Source organism: Lacrimispora struthionigena (assembly GCF_048627165.1).
GTDB lineage: Bacteria > Bacillota > Clostridia > Lachnospirales > Lachnospiraceae > Lacrimispora.
Genome location: NZ_JBMBWP010000002.1, coordinates 744,958 through 761,135, shown reverse-complemented (window position 1 = coordinate 761,135; position 16,178 = coordinate 744,958). Strand labels below are relative to the sequence as shown.

Below are 16,178 nucleotides of genomic sequence, written 5' to 3'. Positions count from 1 at the left end.
ATATTAACTAATTAGTATATATTTTCTGCAGCCCCTGGCATTGTGTCAGGGGTTTTTGCCGGTTTGAAATCAATAACGATTACACCTTTTTATTTTTTAAAAGAATTCCTTGTAATTGTTGCATTCATTTATTAAAATGGAAGGAGAAAAAATAGTATTGAGTACAAAATACATAAATCTGTACAAAGTACGAATGGGACACGCTGTCAAAACCAGTTTGTCTGGAAAGAAGGGATTATATGATTAAAATACTAATTGTAGATGATTCTGTTTTTTCACAGAAAATCACTGCCAATATTTTAAGAAAGCACGTAGAACAGTCTGAGATCTATTTTTCTGCTGACGGCTGGGAGGGACTTAAGAAGTATCAGGAGCTGAAGCCAGATTATGTTTTTGTGGATCTTCTGATGCCTGGACTGGATGGGCAGAGCCTGATCAAACTGATTAAAGAGTCTGATTCCACTGCAAATATCATTGTAGTTACCGCTGATGTTCAGAATCATGTCAGGGAAGAAATTGAAAATCTTCATATCATGTCATTTATTAATAAACCATTTACAGATGAAAAAGCCCGGATTATCTGCAATATAATGAAGGAGAAGGACAATGGGTAGCAGTGATATGACACAGGATATTTTAAAGGAGCTGTTTAACATCAGTGTCGGTCGTGCAGCTGGTATTTTATCGGATATAGTCGGACAAAAAATACATCTAAACGTACCTAATGTTAAAATTTTGAAAGCTTCTTCCGAATCCTATGCAATTGACGAGTATATTTCCATGAAGAAAAACGGTACACTTATGGTATCCACTCTTTCATTTAAAGAAAATTATACAGGAAAAGCAAGCCTTATTTTTTCTGCGGAAAAAATGAAAACATTTATCAGTCTCTGCCTGCAGGAAGAGCAAAGCAACAGTGACGATATGGATTTTAATGATGTTGATTTTGATATTATTAAAGAAATTGGCAATATTATATTAAACTGTATTATAGGAGAGACGGGAAATCTTTTAAATATCAGCTTTAAATATACTCTGCCGGAGGTCAGGCTTTTTAATGCCATGGATTTTAAGTATGACTATCAAAATACAGACAATGTATATGTGCTGATTTTATATATAACCTTTGTTATTGGGGATACAGAGATTGAAGGAGCTATTATCGTTGATTTATCCCTTCATTCAATCAATGATTTATTAACGAGGATTCACAAGCTAGAGGAATCACTATATGAATAAATTATTATATCAGGTACTGGACAACCTTAATGAGGGGATTGTTCTGTTAAATGAGGAATTACAGATTATTTACTGGAATTATTACATGGAAGATATTACAAATCTAAAACGGTATGATATTCTCAATCAGCCAATTGTTGATATCCTGCCTAATTTTAGTATGAGTTATTATCTGGATGCTTTTTATGATGTGATTGAACAGGGAACGATCCGATTCTTTTCCGGTGCAATCCATAAGCAGATGTTAAATAATTCCGATCATTTTAATTTAAAAATGAGCAGAATTGAAAATGAAGATAAACATTTTATACAGTTGGAATTTATGAATGTTACCAGCCAGTTTAATCAGATTAAACAGTTAAAATCCTACGTAAACAAATTATGGGATACTAACAGGGAACTGAAGGAAAAAGAAAAGATAATACAAAAGCTGGCATATCATGATAAGTTAACGGGCGCTGCAAACCGCAGTTTATTCTATGAAGTCTCATCCAGCCTGCTTCTCCAGGCCAAAAGGAATAAGACTCTTTTAGGGCTGATTTTTTGTGATGTCAATAAATTTAAATCCATTAATGATACCTATGGTCATGAGTTTGGGGATAAGGTACTGATTCATATTTCCCAGCTGCTTGAAAAATCGGCACGAGAAAGTGATATGGTATGCCGGTATGGGGGAGATGAATTTGTTATTCTTCTGCCTGAAATGAAAGATGTTGACAATTACAAAGTTGTTGCTTCCAGAATTGTGAAATTTACCAAAAAACCGGTAAAGATCCAGAACATAACCATCTCTCTGTCCATAAGCGGAGGAATCAGCTTTTATCCAATTGATGCAGAAACCATAGACCAGCTGCTTGTAAAAGCGGATGCCGCCATGTATGCGGCAAAGCAACAGAAGGGAACAGAAACATATTTTTACCGAATGGAATAAAAAGGAAAATCCGGTCACTTCCTCTCCTGTGAGCATATATTATACCGTATATATAAATTGAGAGGTATCATATGGATCAGTACACAACCAGACCGTCAGATGAAGTACAAGTAGGCTATGTGCGCGTCATGCACACAGTTCCTAATGCACCCAATGTTGACATATACGTGGATGATGAGATGATAATTGATAATCTTGCTTATGGAGATTTTACAGATTACTTAACCGTACAGGAAGGAACCTATAAAGTCACTCTTTATGTGGCGGGAACTCAGGATAATCCAATTATCGCCAATATGCTTCCTGTAGAGCCGGACGTCATGCTCACTGTGGCAGCAGTGGGAACTCCTGACAATATCAGCCTGCTTTCTATCACAGATGGGGGCACTGATATCATTCCAGGAAAAGCCATGGTACGTTTTATACATCTTTCTCCAGATGCGCCAGCCGTAGATATCACACTCCAGGACGGAACTGTAATCTTCCCCAATGTCGCATTTAAACAGATCACCCCCTACATCGCTGCAGATCCTATGGAACTTACTTTGCAGGTCAGACCGGCAGGGGCATCAGACATAGTGTTGGAAATCCCCAATGTCCCATTAACGGAAAACAGTCTTAATACAATTTATGCAGTCGGCCTGCTTCAGGGAGATCCTCAGCTGGAGGTTCTCTTGACAATGGATGAAATTTAAGGTATAACTTTGAATAAGTAATGAAAAACAGATAGCTCTTTGTGAGACACACATCAGAGTTATCTGTTTTTTTAAATAAATCGGAGAACAAAGGAGTCAGGAAAATGGTAAGAGACTTTCAGGCGGAAGATTTAAACCGGATTATGGAATTATGGCTTGAGACAAACATTCAGGCCCATGATTTTATTAAAAAAAGCTATTGGCAGGATCATTTTGATGAAGTAAAGGAGATACTCCCAAACGCTTCTGTTTATGTGTATGAAGACAATGGAATCATAGAGGGATTTATTGGTCTGATGAACAATTACATTGCTGGTATTTTTATTTCAAAGGACAACCAGTCCAGGGGAATTGGAAGGCAGCTGCTTCATCATGTAAAAGGAAATCACAATGAATTATCGTTAAAGGTTTATGAGAAAAATCAACGTGCAGTGAATTTTTATTTAAGAGAAGGTTTTCTTGTGACTGAAAAACAAGAGGACAGAGAGAACGGGGAAGTGGAGTATGAGATGGTCTGGAACAGGACCTGTTGACAAAAACGGTCTGATACGTTAGAATGCAAGCATATACTTGCATATGGAGGAATCCTGATTGGACGAGACAAGTCAGAAAATCATTGATGCTGCCATGGAACTGATTAAAGAGAAGGGGTATGTTGCTACTACCACGAAAGACATAGCAGGCCGGGCCAATATCAATGAGTGTACCATATTTCGAAAATTTAAGGGAAAAAAAGAGATTGTTCTTACAGGAATGGAGCAGGAAAAGTGGCGGGGAAATATATCGCCAGCCATTTTTCAAAATATAACATGGCAGCTTCAACCGGATCTGGAGATGTTTATGCGCAATTATCTGGACCGTATCACGCCAGATTTTGTTAAATTGTCGATTGGTCTGCGTGCGCCCCAGATTTACCAGGATACCAGACCTCAGATATTAAAAATACCAAAAGTATTTCTTGAGACCTTAATCCAGTATTTTGAGAAAATGCATGAGATGGGTAAACTGCCACTTCTGGATTACGAATGCCTGGCAATGACTGTTTTTTCCTCAACATTTGGTTTTACCTTTTTAAAAGCTTCTTTTGATGACCAGCTTACAACGGTCAGGCAGGAAGAATATATTAAAAACAGCGTGTCTTTGTTTGTGAAAGGAATTGAGCAGCGATGACAGATTAGATGGTATCATCATTGATTGGTGATGCCATTTATAATAAACAATATGCAAGTGAATACTTGCATAAAAAGGAGGTTCAGTTATGGAGATAACAGGTGCCCAGCTTTTTGTTAAAGCCTTAAGAAAGGAAGGAGTAGATATTCTGTTTGGATACCCTGGAGGTCAGGCAATTGACCTTTTTGATGCGTTGTATGGTCAGAGTGATATTGAGGTAATTTTACCCCGCCATGAACAGGGATTAATACACGCTGCAGATGGATACGCACGGTCATTAAAAAAGACCGGGGTCTGCCTGGTGACCAGCGGACCTGGTGCAACCAATCTGGTAACAGGCATAGCAACCGCCAATTATGACAGTGTTCCGCTTGTTTGTTTTACCGGACAGGTGCCCACCCATCTCATTGGTAATGATGCATTTCAGGAAGTCGATATCGTAGGTATCACAAGAAATATCTGTAAATATGCGGTGACAGTCAGAAGCAGGCAGGAACTTGGATCAATTATAAAGAAAGCATTTTATATCGCTGCCACCGGAAAACCCGGAGTAGTAGTGGTGGATATTCCAAAAGATATTCAGCAGGAATATGGCAATGACACGTATCCGGATACAGTGGAAATCAGGGGATATAAACCCAGTGTATCAGTCCATGAGGGACAGATTAAAAAAGCTCTGGCTGCGCTAAAACAGGCAGAAAAACCTTTGTTCCTGGCAGGGGGAGGTGTACTGGCAGCAGGAGCAGGGAAAGAAATGGAAAAGCTTGTGGATATTACCGGTATTCCGGTTGTATCAACTATAATGGGGAAAGGTGCGATACCTACAAGTCATCCACTTTACATAGGAAACATAGGAATCCATGCCAGTTATGCAGCCAATAAGGCGATCAGTGAATGCGATGTACTTTGTTCCATTGGAACAAGGTTTAACGATCGAATAACAGGAAAAGCGGGCACTTTTGCCAGTAAGGCAATACTGATCCATATTGATATAGACCCGGCTTCCATATCAAGGAATATCGCAGTTGATATCCCCATTGTGGCAGATGCAAAAAAAGCAATCTGTTGTCTGCTTGAAAAGACAGAGTCCTGTAATTGCCATGACTGGAAAAAACAGCTGGATGATTTAAAAAAGTCGTATCCTCTTGCAATGAAGCAGACCGGTCTGACACCCCAGTATATCATTGAAAAGATTAATAAAATGTTTGACAAACTTATTGTAGTGACGGACGTGGGGCAGAATCAGCTTTGGACGACACAGTTTCTGGAGTTAAATAAAGAGAAACAACTGCTCACATCAGGTGGTCTTGGAACCATGGGATATGGTCTCCCCGCTGCACTGGGGGCAAAGCTTGGCAATCCGGAGAAATACGTAGTTGCTATCTGTGGAGATGGCGGGATTCAGATGAATATTCAGGAGCTGGCAACAGCAGTCGTACAGGAACTGCCAGTAATTGTCTGTGTTCTGAATAATGGATATCTTGGTAATGTAAGGCAGTGGCAGCAGATGTTTTATAATAACCGGTATTCTTCCACCTGCCTGAAGTATAGAAAACGGTGCAAGAAGGGCTGCGCCGGTCCTGGAAAAACGTGCCCTGCCTATATTCCGGATTTTGTGAAGCTGGCGGAAAGCTATGGGGCACTGGGGATTCGTGTCACCAGCAGGGAAGAAGTTGAGGCAGCATTTCATTATGCCGCCCAAAATGAACTTGCTCCAACATTAATAGAGTTTATTATTGAACCGGAAGAAAACGTTCTTCCTATTGTTCCGCCTGGAAGCCAGTTAAGTGAAATGATTATGGAATACTAAATAAGGAAGGTAAAGGTATGAAAAAAAGATGGCTTTGTCTGTTTGTAGAAAATGAAGTGGGCGTATTGGCAAGAATTACCGGGCTTTTTTCTGGGAAAGCTTATAATCTTAATAGTCTTACGGTAGGGACTACACAGGATGAGACGGTGTCTCGGATAACCATCAGCCTGTTTAGTGATGATCAGATATTCGAACAAATAAAAAAACAGTTAAACCGCATGGTGGAAGTGATTAAAGTAATCGATTATACGGATATTGATATTTTCAGAAAAGAGATTATGTTTTTAAAAATCTTGAAATGCACAGAACATGACCGCGCTTTCCTCTTTCAGTTTTCTGAAATATATGGAACCAGAATTCTTGATTTTAACAAAGATTCTGTATTGATGGAAAGCATAAAAGCGGAAGAAGAAAATAATTGTATGCTGCAGTTATTATACAAAAAGCTGGATAATACGTTTGAAATTGTCAGAGGTGGAAGTGTAGCAGTGGAAGCTGTTTAAGACATGGCTGATAAAAAACTATGTGTCATAGTCTGATTGAATTATGATCTTCCCGTATACAAAATTATGGGAAACTGGTATGATAAGAAAGACAAATCAGACAAGAAATAAATGGCACAAAGGATTCGTAAAATATTATGAAACAATTAACCATAGGAATACTGGCTCATGTCGATGCAGGCAAGACCACGCTTTCAGAAGGAATACTTTATGCAAGCGGGAAGATCGGAAAGCCAGGAAGAGTTGACAATAAAGATACATTTTTAGATACCTACGAGCTGGAAAAAGCAAGAGGGATCACCATATTTTCCAAACAGGCAGTTTTTGAAATGGGAGATCTTAAAATCACCCTTTTAGATACTCCGGGGCATGTGGATTTCAGTGCGGAGATGGAGCGGACCCTTCGCGTGCTGGACTATGCCATACTGGTAATCAGTGGCGCAGACGGGGTACAGGGACACACCAGAACTTTATGGCGTCTTTTATCCATGTACCAGATTCCTGTTTACCTTTTTATTAATAAGATGGATCAGGCAGCTGCCGATCGGGACAGATTGATGAGTGAGGTCAAAAAGCAGCTTCATGACAGCTGTATCGATTTTTCTCTGTATGATACAGATGGCTTTTATGATCAGCTTGCCATGTGCAGTGAAAGCATGATGGATGAATATTTAGAGACCGGTCTGGTAAGCGGGGAGCAGATCCGGCAAGGAATTAAAAGCCGGACTATATTTCCCTGCTTTTTCGGTTCTGCTCTCAAATTACAGGGAATAGAAGCACTGCTGAAAGGAATCAGCGATTACGCCCTGATACCGGAGTATCCCCCGGATTTCGGAGCAAAAATATTTAAAATAACAAGAGATGACCAGGGAAACCGGCTGACGCACTTAAAGCTTACCGGCGGATCCCTCTGTGTAAAGAATACTCTGACCAATGGAGTCTGGGAGGAAAAAATCAACCAGATCCGCATTTATTCCGGAGAAAAATATGAGGCAGTGAATGAAGTTACTCCCGGCAGTATCTGCACAGTAACCGGACTTACCCAGACCAGACCAGGCGAGGGGCTTGGTTTTGAAGCAGCTTATGAATCACCGGTGTTGGAACCGGTTCTGTCTTATCAGATTGCATTACCAGAAGGCTGTGACCCAAGACAGATGCTTCCAAAGCTTCGCCAGTTGGAAGAAGAGGAGCCGGAGCTTCATATTGTATGGGATGAACACGTACAGGAGATTCAGGCACAGATCATGGGGGAAATACAGATTGAGATATTAAAAACCCTGATCTTAGAACGGTTCGGAGTGGAGGTTTCCTTTGACACGGGAAGGATTGTATACAAAGAGACCATTGAAAACCCTGTGGAAGGTGTGGGACATTTTGAACCCCTGAGACATTATGCAGAGGTTCATCTTTTACTTGAACCTGGGGAACAAGGCAGTGGTATGGAGTTTTGTTTAGCCTGCAGTGAGGATCTGCTGGCCAAAAACTACCAGAAACTTGTACTGACACATCTGGAGGAAAAAAGTCATAAAGGAGTTCTCACCGGATCTGCAATTACAGATATACGAATTACCCTTGTGTCAGGGAAAGCCCACCAAAAACATACAGAAGGCGGAGATTTCAGGGAAGCCACATACCGGGCGGTGCGGCAGGGCTTAAAAGAAGCACAGTCAGTACTGCTGGAGCCCTATTATGGTTTTAACCTGGAACTACCGGAAAATCTGGTTGGAAGAGCCATGACAGACATCGAAAAGATGTCAGGAACCTGTGAGATCACCCATACAGACGGTGTAACCGCAGTTCTTACCGGCAGTGCTCCGGTATTTACCATGAGAAACTACCAGAAAGAGGTATCTGCATATTCCAGAGGTATGGGAAGGCTGTTTTGTACGTTAAAAGGCTATGAGCCATGTCATAATCCGGAAACTGTAATAAAGGAATCCGGTTATAATTCAGAAACCGATCCGGACAATCCCACAGGGTCCGTATTCTGCTCCCACGGTGCTGGATTTGTAGTTCCCTGGGATCAGGTGAAAAACCACATGCATCTGGAACCATTTTTAAAACTGACCCAGTCAGCTGTGAATGAGGAGACAAGAGACAGTCATACAGCCAGACGGGAAGCACCACTTATGAGTCTGGAAGAAATCGATCGGATTATTGAAAGCACCTTCTATGCAAACAAAGGGAAGCGGACAGAATGGAAGAGAAAAAGGCCTGTGTATGAGGTGCGCCGGGAGCCTGTCTATCATGAACCAAGGCAGGCAGAGCATCGGGAAGAATACCTCCTTGTAGATGGTTATAACATTGTATTTGCCTGGCCGGAACTTGCTGAACTGGCAAACGATAATATGGATGGTGCAAGAATGAAGCTTCTGGATCAGCTGTGTAATTATCAGGCGATCCGAAAATGCCGAATCATAGCCGTATTTGATGCATACCGGGTAAAAGAACACAGGGAAGAAATGATTGCCTATCACAATATCCATCTGGTGTATACGAAAGAGGCACAGACAGCCGATCATTATATTGAAAGATTTGCTCATGATAACAATGGAAAATACCGGATCACGGTAGCCACTTCCGATGGTCTGCAACAGATGATCGTAAGGGGAGCCGGGTGTGCCCTGCTATCTGCCAGAGAATTAAAGATTGAGATGGAAGCGGCAAATAAGAGAGTGGCAGAAGAATTTCAGGATTCCAGACCAAGTCAGCGTAATTATCTGCTTGATTCCTTGTCAGATGAAACAAAAGAACAGTTAAAAGAAGCGGGCAGTGAAGAATCGTAATTTCATAGGTCCCTTCTGCAGATGATAAATTGATTGTTGCAGAAAGGACCCAAAGAAATTCATTTATTTCGACCTTTGGATGAAATGGAAAGTTCATATTGATCGCCCAGAATGCATACATCATCAGAAAAGATTGGTTCCGCTCCCTTGTAGCAGATCCGCTGGATGCACAAAAGAGCAGTTCCCGGCAAGACCGCCAGCATCTCTGATTCTGCAAAGTCGGCAGATTTTGCAAAGATTTTGTCGTCGGCAGATTCGATCTCAAGATGATATTGATGCTCCAGAAATTCATAGAGACCGTTGAATTTGTTTGTAAACTGCTCTATATTGGGAACAAGAGCATAGGGTAAGTAATCTTTAATGATGGCTATTGGTTTTTCATTAATCAGTTGAATTCGCTGTATTCTGGCTATGGGGGTACCAATAGGCTGATTAAGCTCCTTCCCCAGCCTTTCTGTGGCGTGAATAATATCAATATACATGCTTTTGGTTCGGACATCAAATCCCCTGTTGCGAAGACATTCAGTAACTGAGGTGACTTTGTTTAAAGATTGAATAGCTCTGGAGTCCAGTACGATTGTACCTCTCCCCTGCCTGATTTCAACAAGACCTTCATCCTTCAGGATTTCCATGGCAGTTCTAATAGTAGTGCGGCTCACTTTGTATATCTTTTCAAGCTCTGGTTCTGTAGGAAGGAATTCTGAAACAGGATAGGTTCCATCTTTAATCTTCAATTTAATTAAATCATGAACAACCATATAAGCCGGAACTTTCCCCATAGTAAAGTAATTATGAAAATCACAGGGCAGTAATTGATTTTCATAATTCCTCCTTTCTTTTAACATATTCATTTAACTGATCCTAATTATATCATATGTTTCATCTATAGGAAATAAATGTAAAAAAATTTAGTATATTAATTACTATTTTATGAATAAAAAGTAATTGATTATATTTTGAAGGAGAATTTATGTGTATCAATAAGAAAAGAAAAAACGATGGTTGGCTCCATGCAAAAACGGCAGTTTCAGTGACAATTGCATGGAGAGAGTTCCGTCACTGAAACAATGCCGGTTTTGCCTTCTGACTTAAAAAATAGGAGGAAGCCAGCATGAAATATATCAATGCAAAAACAATTCTCCCCGACAAACTGGTCAGGGAATTGCAGCAGTATATTCAGGGAGAGTATCTCTATATCCCTGCTCTTTGTGAAGAGAGAAAACAATGGGGAGAGAAGACCGGATACAGAAACGAGTTAAAACAGAGAAATAGTGAAATCAGGATCCAGTACCAGACGGGCAGTTCCATGGAAGTCCTGGCAATGCAGTACTGCCTTTCTCTTTCCGCAATCAGAAAAATTATATATAATAAATAAATGGACGGGGTATATCTATTTTACAACAGGAGAAGGGCTTTTCGAAGTCCGGCTCCTGTTTTTTTTTTAAGAGGCAATGTGATGTAGCACGAATAAGTGAAAATACGACAAAATATCTATAATTGAAGATTGCTAAACATCGTTTTTTGCTATATTATAAACTGACATTAACATAATATTAATCTTGTAATATAGCATATCTAACAGAGTCTGCAGAAAGAGGTCAATAATATGAGGAAAAATTTGTTAATAAACAGTGGATTTCCCAAAGCAGTTGATCCGACAAAGGATCTTGTCAGAATTGAATGGTCGGTCAATGATTCATGGTATTTGAAATGTGAGTTTCAGTCAGGAGACAAACAGCTTGGTTTTACATGGCATCAGATGATCAATTTAATGCCGGATGGTACTTATATGAACAGTCTGGAGAGTTTATTTATGAACGCAACAGATAACAAATGGATCCATAAGAATGTTATGCTGCCGCTTTCTGAGACTGCTGGTGCAGATACTGATAAATTTCATGTTTATACACCCTATGGAGGTATAAAAGGTGATCACACAGGAATGGATTTGAAGTTTGAATTCGAAGGTCAGAAGATAGATGTTCATTGTACACCAAGTGGTGAAATCGAACATCAGGGTGTTACTGGTCTTCTGGATTTTGGTTCAATACAATCGTATGAATATGGATTTGTGAACATGCAGGTGGAGGGTATTGTAACAATCGATAATACATCATATGAAATTACAGATGGTCATGCATGGTTTGACCGTCAGTATGGTCATATTAACAAAAAGGATGAACCGCCTAAGTTCCTTCCGGGAAGGGCTTCCTGGTTGTGGCTGGGTATTGACAATCTGAAGAACGGTCGTGGTGCCGCTTCTTTTGGAGATATTTACAATCCAGGCGAGCGTATCTGCTTTGCGACATTTTTGCATGAGGATGGCACAGAGGCAAATGTTGAGGCTGACATTACCTACGATAATATTTGGACCAGTAAGAAAACCGGATTCTCATATCCCGGTACTATTGTTATCAATGTCCCGGAAGAAGACTTTAATGTAACCTTAACCAGTCTGGGTACAGAGGATGTTGAATTTGTGGTTGAAGGCGAAAATAAAGGTCTTTCCGGATGCCAGTGCCTGTTCCAGGCCATGGGAACTTATAAAGGAAGTTCTATTAACCATGTATGTGATGTGGAAACCATTGGAGACCTTTGTGGAGAGGATTGAAATTGTTTCTGCCAGAAAAGAGATTGAGGTATATAAGTTGCCTCAATCTCTTTGATTTACTGCTATTTCCAAATAATTACATGGAGATATAATGGATTTTTCCAGGGTTCAGGCAGCAACAGTTTCAATCCTTGCTGGTATTATCTTAATTATAGTATTTGAGAAACTCATTTTATTAATAAACGATGGATGGGATAATTTATGCCAAAAGAAGACAGTTCAGTGAAAAGAAAGCATAATCAACAATTAAAAAGAGATCAAATATGGAATGCACTTGTTTTTTTATTGGAAAACAAACCAATAGAAAAAATTTCCATACAGAATATCTGTGATATAGCGAAGGTGCACAGAACTACTTTCTATAATCATTTTTATGATATTTATGATTTATTGGGCTATGGCACAGAGCAGATGGTTTCAGGATTAATTCCGGATGATATTCTTGATTTTAATACAGATGCCATGTCTGCTAATATTATTCATTATATTAGCAGGTATCGAAATGTACTTGCAAATATAACAAAAACAGGATTTAAAGATGAATTATTTACAATAACAGATAATGCATTTGAGAAATATTTATATAAAACAATAGCAGCAGCAAAAGAAGCCTATTCTTTGAAGATTCCCATTCATGTGATAGCTAAATTCTATTGCGCCGGCTTATCCCAATTACTATTCTGGTGGGTCAGCAACCGGGAAATGAGTGAAGAAGAATTAAAAAGCCAGGTTGATGAGATTATACAGTTAATAAAAAAGAGTTGTATCAATTGAGGTGACAAATTAAGAAAAGCAGCATTGCCAATTCATCAGGAATTGGTGGTGCTGCTTTCTTAATCTATTATTTTGACCAGTTTCCTACAAGTTCAACATATCCATATCCTGTTACTTCTTCTTTGCGATAGCTGCCTGTGACTGCGCTTGCACCCTCATATTTGTGCAGTGCCGGAATCACAGATACGATCTCCTGATGCCTTGGAGAAGGCGTCACTTCCAGGCGTGCCTCAAATTCCGGCAGTTCAATGACCCACTTCGTGGGGTAATATTGCCCGGATTTCTCACTCAGCCAATAATCGGATTCTCCTTTGGAGAATGGCTCAGCATAGGTAACAGTCTGGGTTCCGTCTGGATGCATGACAGTTGCCCATGAAGTTTCAACTCCGTTGTTAACTGCACACCACAGGCTGATGATCTCGCCGTTGCTTAAATTTAAGTCCATCCAGCTCCATTTAATATTGCTGTTATTATTATTCTGCATCATTTCCCATTGGCGGTCAAACCAGGTAAGACCGTCAAGATGGTAGGTTTTACCTTCAATAGTCAGGGTTCCGTCAGTATCCATCGTAGGAATGGAGTATTGATATACAGTCATATCATTCAGTGGGAAACAGCCTGTGCCGCCATTGTAAATCGGGAATCCAACCGGCTTTAGTTTCACATTCAGTTCCATGTTGGGAGCTGTGGCATAAATCTGCATTTCTTCTAAATTACCGCGCATAAACCCATTGGGAACCTCAATATTAAATTCTGATTCTGATATTGTAACAGAGTAAAGCGGATACACTTTATCTTCTCCGTAATACCAGCCAGTAGTCTCATCTGTGAATGAGATAATAGACGCGATAATTGGTTCAGATCCGGTATTTTCAAGTGTCATCAAATGAAAAAGGTAATTTATTTTATGTCCCTCTGTTTCAAAATGTCCGATTGCAAACCAGGAGTTGACATTGTACTCCTTTTTATAGATAAGATCTTTTACTGGATTGACCAGTGGAGTTAATCCTTTTGTAGGTTTCTGCATATTTTCTATAAGAGATTGTTTTGTTGTATGATCCATTTGGCTCTTCCTCTCATTTGTTTCTTTATTTAGTAAGCGCTTGACTATGAACATATCTTATTTGATAAAGAAAATAAAATCAAGAAACAGATAGGCAAGCCTGTAGTAATTACTACAAATATTGTTTTTTGTTGAAATCTGGCTGCCGTTGTTTGCTATTGGTTGAAGACAATTATTTATATAGAATAATACAGAAACAAACGGTACATTGAATTTTTCAGAAGACGGGGATAAAATAACTCTAAAAGCCGTAAGGGGAGGAAATAAAAATGGATCCGACATATATGGGATATGAAGAACGAATCATAACGCCGGAAAAACCGGTACAGATGGCAGGATATGACGCACGGATTGACAACTGCTCAAGGGGAGTTTTGAAGGATTTAAAGGCCCAGATTCTTGTAATTAAAAAAAATGAGGAACGATTCTGCCTTATAACAATTGACAGCCTGGGTTTTACCGTTGAGCTGACCAGTTTTTTAAGAATAAAGGCAGCAGAGATTCTGTCAGCTAAAATGGAGCAGGTCATGATTTGTTTTTCCCATACACACGCTGCTCCCAATGCTGCAGTGGAAAAAGAATATTATGATTTTGTGTGCCAGTCAGTTCTTTCAGGGGTTAAGAAAGCGGATGAATCCATGGTGCCTGTATACGCAGGATGGGGAGTAGCAGAAAACACGGTTGGAACTAACCGAAGAGAGAGTGATCAGCCAATTGATCCACGAATTGGAATCCTAAAGATATGCGAAGAGAATCAGGAAAAAATAAAAGTTCTTGTAGTCAGGGTAACTGCTCATTGTAATGTTCTAATGCCTGATAATTACCTGATTTCACCGGATTATTTTGGAGAGGCAAGAGAAGCTCTGGAGAGAAGTTATGGCTGTAATGTAATAATGGTGCAGGGGGCTTCCGGAGATGTAAGACCCAGATACCGTCAGGAAAATGCAGATTATTTGGAAATCCATCCAGCAGAGGAACATTTAATGAACAACAGTGTTCAGATGAAAGAAAGATCTGTAGCACAGAGCCAGAAGGCATTGAAGGATATGGCAGAAGCCATCTGTGAATCTCTTCATCCAGTGGTAAACCTGATAAAACCAGAGCCTGTCTCCAGAATATCCATGTTTTCGGTAAAATCCTCTTTTTGTGCTGATGTTCCGGAATTGAAAAGGGCAGGGGAAATCGCTGCCGAAGCATGGGAAATGGGAAGGATTAATGGTAAAGGGTGGTTAATGGAAGTGGAGAGATTACTGAACAAGGGAGAGAAAAAGCAGAGGGCCGAAATTGAAATACAGTTTTTCCCAGTCAATGACGGCTGCCTCTGCGGTGTTCCAAATGAAGCCATGTCTGATATTGCAGTTAATATCTGGAAGAAAAGCAATAATCCCATGTTATTTTTCAATGGTTATACAAATGGATGTTCCAGTTATCTACCGACAGCTACTGAATATGACAAGGGTGGGTTTGAAGTTCTCTGGTCAAACCTCCTTTACTATCAGTACCATGGCAGAGTGATGCCCTTAAACCGGGATACTGCAAACCGGCTGGAGGATGAGGTGGTAAAGGCTTGGAAGGAGTTTTAGGAGTCTGATCAGACAGCAGCTGCAGACTTTTGCAGATTCTGTCTTCGTCTAAGCTGGTCTTTTTTATATTTCCTAATTCTTAGAATCAGATATGCACCAAACACAACCGTGTATACCAATACGGATAAAACATAGTTCACCTGATAGAGCATTTCCACACCAGAAGCGGGGTTCAGGGATTCCAGCATGCCTGGAATTAATAGCACCATCAAGTAAACGTAAAGGATGGCAAACCAGGGGTAGGAAAGTCGCTGTACATTTTTCCAAACCCTGGGTTTCATCTTTTTTCTAACTGCCTTAAAAGATGTGACCATTAAAACAATCATAATTAAAAAGAGCGGTACTGTCAGAATTAATGCAAGGATCTGTCTAAAATCCAGTTCTTCTGGGGTTTTGAAAATAGCTGCTATGTAATAGATCCCGTAAGCAAAGGAATGTGCTAATGTAATCAGGCAGGCGATAATGGACAAATAACCTCTGATGGGCATCAGCGTCCGTACTATTTTTCCTTTTGGATTTAAAGCGCCAATATACATAACAATGACGAATAGTGCAGTGGAGAAGGCACCTCTGTAAAAGACAGAAATGATATAGAGGTAGGTCCATTCCGGAAAGACTTCGTATAAGTTAAGTTTCGTATAACATACGATAAATCCAATGACTGCTACAGATAGTACATAGAATACTGCCGGGTGTTTGCGAATGGCATTTTTGAAAAAGAATACAAATAAGATGGCTTCCAGTAACGCAATTAAGAAAATCATGTAAATGTGCCGTTTAACCTTTCTTGGTAGTGTTGGAGGTGGGTGCAAATGGCTGCACGGAGGTTAGCGAAAACTAATCAACACGAACTATATCATGGGAAATATTGGGGTGTCAAGATTGGTTAATGGCATTTTTTTCTCATAGTTTTGATTGGAGGAGTTAATGATAAATAATTGCGTTTAACGGAGAAAAGTGATTAAGATTCTTGCATGTTGTATCAATTTAAATAAAATTATATTAGTTGATTG

At 39.8% G+C, this 16,178-nt stretch carries 16 protein-coding genes; 13 read left to right on the top strand and 3 right to left on the bottom strand.

Going from position 1 to position 16,178, the window contains the following annotated elements; all coding sequences use genetic code 11:
- Positions 1-239 precede the first annotated feature (239 nt).
- The 9 genes from ACOAOT_RS12495 (at position 240) to ACOAOT_RS12455 (ending at position 9,134) form a co-directional block, all read left to right on the top strand.
- Entirely contained in the window at positions 240-614 is a 375-nt protein-coding gene (locus ACOAOT_RS12495) for a response regulator transcription factor (protein WP_420217268.1), read from the top strand.
- Positions 607-1,239, top strand: a complete 633-nt coding sequence (locus ACOAOT_RS12490; RefSeq protein ID WP_420217267.1) for a chemotaxis protein CheC — start codon at positions 607-609, stop codon at positions 1,237-1,239. The genes ACOAOT_RS12495 and ACOAOT_RS12490 overlap by 8 nt, the downstream gene beginning before the upstream one ends.
- Positions 1,232-2,170, top strand: coding sequence for a sensor domain-containing diguanylate cyclase (locus tag ACOAOT_RS12485; protein ID WP_420217266.1), 939 nt, complete (start codon positions 1,232-1,234; stop codon positions 2,168-2,170). The genes ACOAOT_RS12490 and ACOAOT_RS12485 overlap by 8 nt, the downstream gene beginning before the upstream one ends.
- 71 nt (positions 2,171-2,241) lie before the next feature.
- Positions 2,242-2,865 (top strand): DUF4397 domain-containing protein, encoded by a 624-nt coding sequence (locus tag ACOAOT_RS12480; protein WP_420217265.1) that lies wholly within the window; start codon positions 2,242-2,244, stop codon positions 2,863-2,865.
- A gap of 104 nt (positions 2,866-2,969) precedes the next feature.
- Entirely contained in the window at positions 2,970-3,398 is a 429-nt protein-coding gene (locus ACOAOT_RS12475) for an N-acetyltransferase (RefSeq protein ID WP_420217264.1), read from the top strand.
- A 58-nt stretch (positions 3,399-3,456) separates the two neighbouring features.
- Positions 3,457-4,035 (top strand): TetR/AcrR family transcriptional regulator, encoded by a 579-nt coding sequence (locus tag ACOAOT_RS12470; protein ID WP_420217263.1) that lies wholly within the window; start codon positions 3,457-3,459, stop codon positions 4,033-4,035.
- A gap of 88 nt (positions 4,036-4,123) precedes the next feature.
- A complete protein-coding gene (gene ilvB, locus ACOAOT_RS12465) occupies positions 4,124-5,845 on the top strand; it encodes a biosynthetic-type acetolactate synthase large subunit (RefSeq protein WP_420217262.1) in 1,722 nt (573 codons plus the stop codon).
- A gap of 17 nt (positions 5,846-5,862) precedes the next feature.
- Positions 5,863-6,348, top strand: coding sequence for an acetolactate synthase small subunit (gene ilvN / locus ACOAOT_RS12460; protein ID WP_420217261.1), 486 nt, complete (start codon positions 5,863-5,865; stop codon positions 6,346-6,348).
- Between the two features lie 137 nt (positions 6,349-6,485).
- Positions 6,486-9,134: an NYN domain-containing protein gene (locus ACOAOT_RS12455; protein WP_420217260.1), complete on the top strand. Its 2,649-nt coding sequence runs from the start codon at positions 6,486-6,488 to the stop codon at positions 9,132-9,134.
- A 59-nt stretch (positions 9,135-9,193) separates the two neighbouring features.
- On the opposite strand, the gene ACOAOT_RS12450 is transcribed toward ACOAOT_RS12455, so the two are convergent.
- A complete protein-coding gene (locus ACOAOT_RS12450) occupies positions 9,194-9,985 on the bottom strand; it encodes a GntR family transcriptional regulator (RefSeq protein WP_420217259.1) in 792 nt (263 codons plus the stop codon).
- A 260-nt stretch (positions 9,986-10,245) separates the two neighbouring features.
- On the opposite strand from ACOAOT_RS12450, the gene ACOAOT_RS12445 reads away from it, so the two are divergent.
- From ACOAOT_RS12445 to ACOAOT_RS12435, 3 genes are all read left to right on the top strand, one after another.
- Complete coding sequence (locus ACOAOT_RS12445) at positions 10,246-10,509, top strand: CD3324 family protein (protein ID WP_420217258.1); 264 nt, start codon at positions 10,246-10,248, stop codon at positions 10,507-10,509.
- 231 nt (positions 10,510-10,740) lie between these two features.
- Positions 10,741-11,745, top strand: a complete 1,005-nt coding sequence (locus ACOAOT_RS12440; RefSeq protein WP_420217257.1) for a lipocalin-like domain-containing protein — start codon at positions 10,741-10,743, stop codon at positions 11,743-11,745.
- A 201-nt stretch (positions 11,746-11,946) separates the two neighbouring features.
- Positions 11,947-12,519 carry a hypothetical protein gene (locus ACOAOT_RS12435; RefSeq protein ID WP_420217256.1) on the top strand — a complete coding sequence of 191 codons (573 nt, stop codon included), beginning with the start codon at positions 11,947-11,949 and terminating at the stop codon, positions 12,517-12,519.
- A gap of 67 nt (positions 12,520-12,586) precedes the next feature.
- On the opposite strand, the gene ACOAOT_RS12430 is transcribed toward ACOAOT_RS12435, so the two are convergent.
- Entirely contained in the window at positions 12,587-13,582 is a 996-nt protein-coding gene (locus ACOAOT_RS12430) for a lipocalin-like domain-containing protein (protein WP_420217255.1), read from the bottom strand.
- Between the two features lie 269 nt (positions 13,583-13,851).
- Here ACOAOT_RS12430 and ACOAOT_RS12425 point away from each other — a divergent pair, with 269 nt between their 5' ends.
- Positions 13,852-15,165: a hypothetical protein gene (locus ACOAOT_RS12425; protein WP_420217254.1), complete on the top strand. Its 1,314-nt coding sequence runs from the start codon at positions 13,852-13,854 to the stop codon at positions 15,163-15,165.
- Between the two features lie 8 nt (positions 15,166-15,173).
- Here ACOAOT_RS12425 and ACOAOT_RS12420 read toward each other — a convergent pair whose 3' ends face one another.
- Entirely contained in the window at positions 15,174-15,929 is a 756-nt protein-coding gene (locus ACOAOT_RS12420) for a ferric reductase-like transmembrane domain-containing protein (RefSeq protein WP_420217253.1), read from the bottom strand.
- Positions 15,930-16,178: the final 249 nt, after the last annotated feature.

Excerpts from the sequence above, each read along its gene's own strand:
- ilvN (WP_420217261.1), top strand. The coding sequence starts at position 5,863 with ATGAAAAAAAGATGGCTTTGTCTGTTTGTAGAAAATGAAGTGGGCGTA.
- ACOAOT_RS12445 (WP_420217258.1), top strand. The coding sequence starts at position 10,246 with ATGAAATATATCAATGCAAAAACAATTCTCCCCGACAAACTGGTCAGG.
- ACOAOT_RS12475 (WP_420217264.1), top strand. The coding sequence starts at position 2,970 with ATGGTAAGAGACTTTCAGGCGGAAGATTTAAACCGGATTATGGAATTA.
- ACOAOT_RS12425 (WP_420217254.1), top strand. The coding sequence starts at position 13,852 with ATGGATCCGACATATATGGGATATGAAGAACGAATCATAACGCCGGAA.
- ACOAOT_RS12490 (WP_420217267.1), top strand. The coding sequence starts at position 607 with ATGGGTAGCAGTGATATGACACAGGATATTTTAAAGGAGCTGTTTAAC.
- ACOAOT_RS12420 (WP_420217253.1), bottom strand. The coding sequence starts at position 15,929 with ATGATTTTCTTAATTGCGTTACTGGAAGCCATCTTATTTGTATTCTTT.
- ACOAOT_RS12455 (WP_420217260.1), top strand. The coding sequence starts at position 6,486 with ATGAAACAATTAACCATAGGAATACTGGCTCATGTCGATGCAGGCAAG.
- ilvB (WP_420217262.1), top strand. The coding sequence starts at position 4,124 with ATGGAGATAACAGGTGCCCAGCTTTTTGTTAAAGCCTTAAGAAAGGAA.
- ACOAOT_RS12440 (WP_420217257.1), top strand. The coding sequence starts at position 10,741 with ATGAGGAAAAATTTGTTAATAAACAGTGGATTTCCCAAAGCAGTTGAT.
- ACOAOT_RS12485 (WP_420217266.1), top strand. The coding sequence starts at position 1,232 with ATGAATAAATTATTATATCAGGTACTGGACAACCTTAATGAGGGGATT.
- ACOAOT_RS12435 (WP_420217256.1), top strand. The coding sequence starts at position 11,947 with ATGCCAAAAGAAGACAGTTCAGTGAAAAGAAAGCATAATCAACAATTA.
- ACOAOT_RS12450 (WP_420217259.1), bottom strand. The coding sequence starts at position 9,985 with ATGAATATGTTAAAAGAAAGGAGGAATTATGAAAATCAATTACTGCCC.
- ACOAOT_RS12430 (WP_420217255.1), bottom strand. The coding sequence starts at position 13,582 with ATGGATCATACAACAAAACAATCTCTTATAGAAAATATGCAGAAACCT.
- ACOAOT_RS12495 (WP_420217268.1), top strand. The coding sequence starts at position 240 with ATGATTAAAATACTAATTGTAGATGATTCTGTTTTTTCACAGAAAATC.
- ACOAOT_RS12480 (WP_420217265.1), top strand. The coding sequence starts at position 2,242 with ATGGATCAGTACACAACCAGACCGTCAGATGAAGTACAAGTAGGCTAT.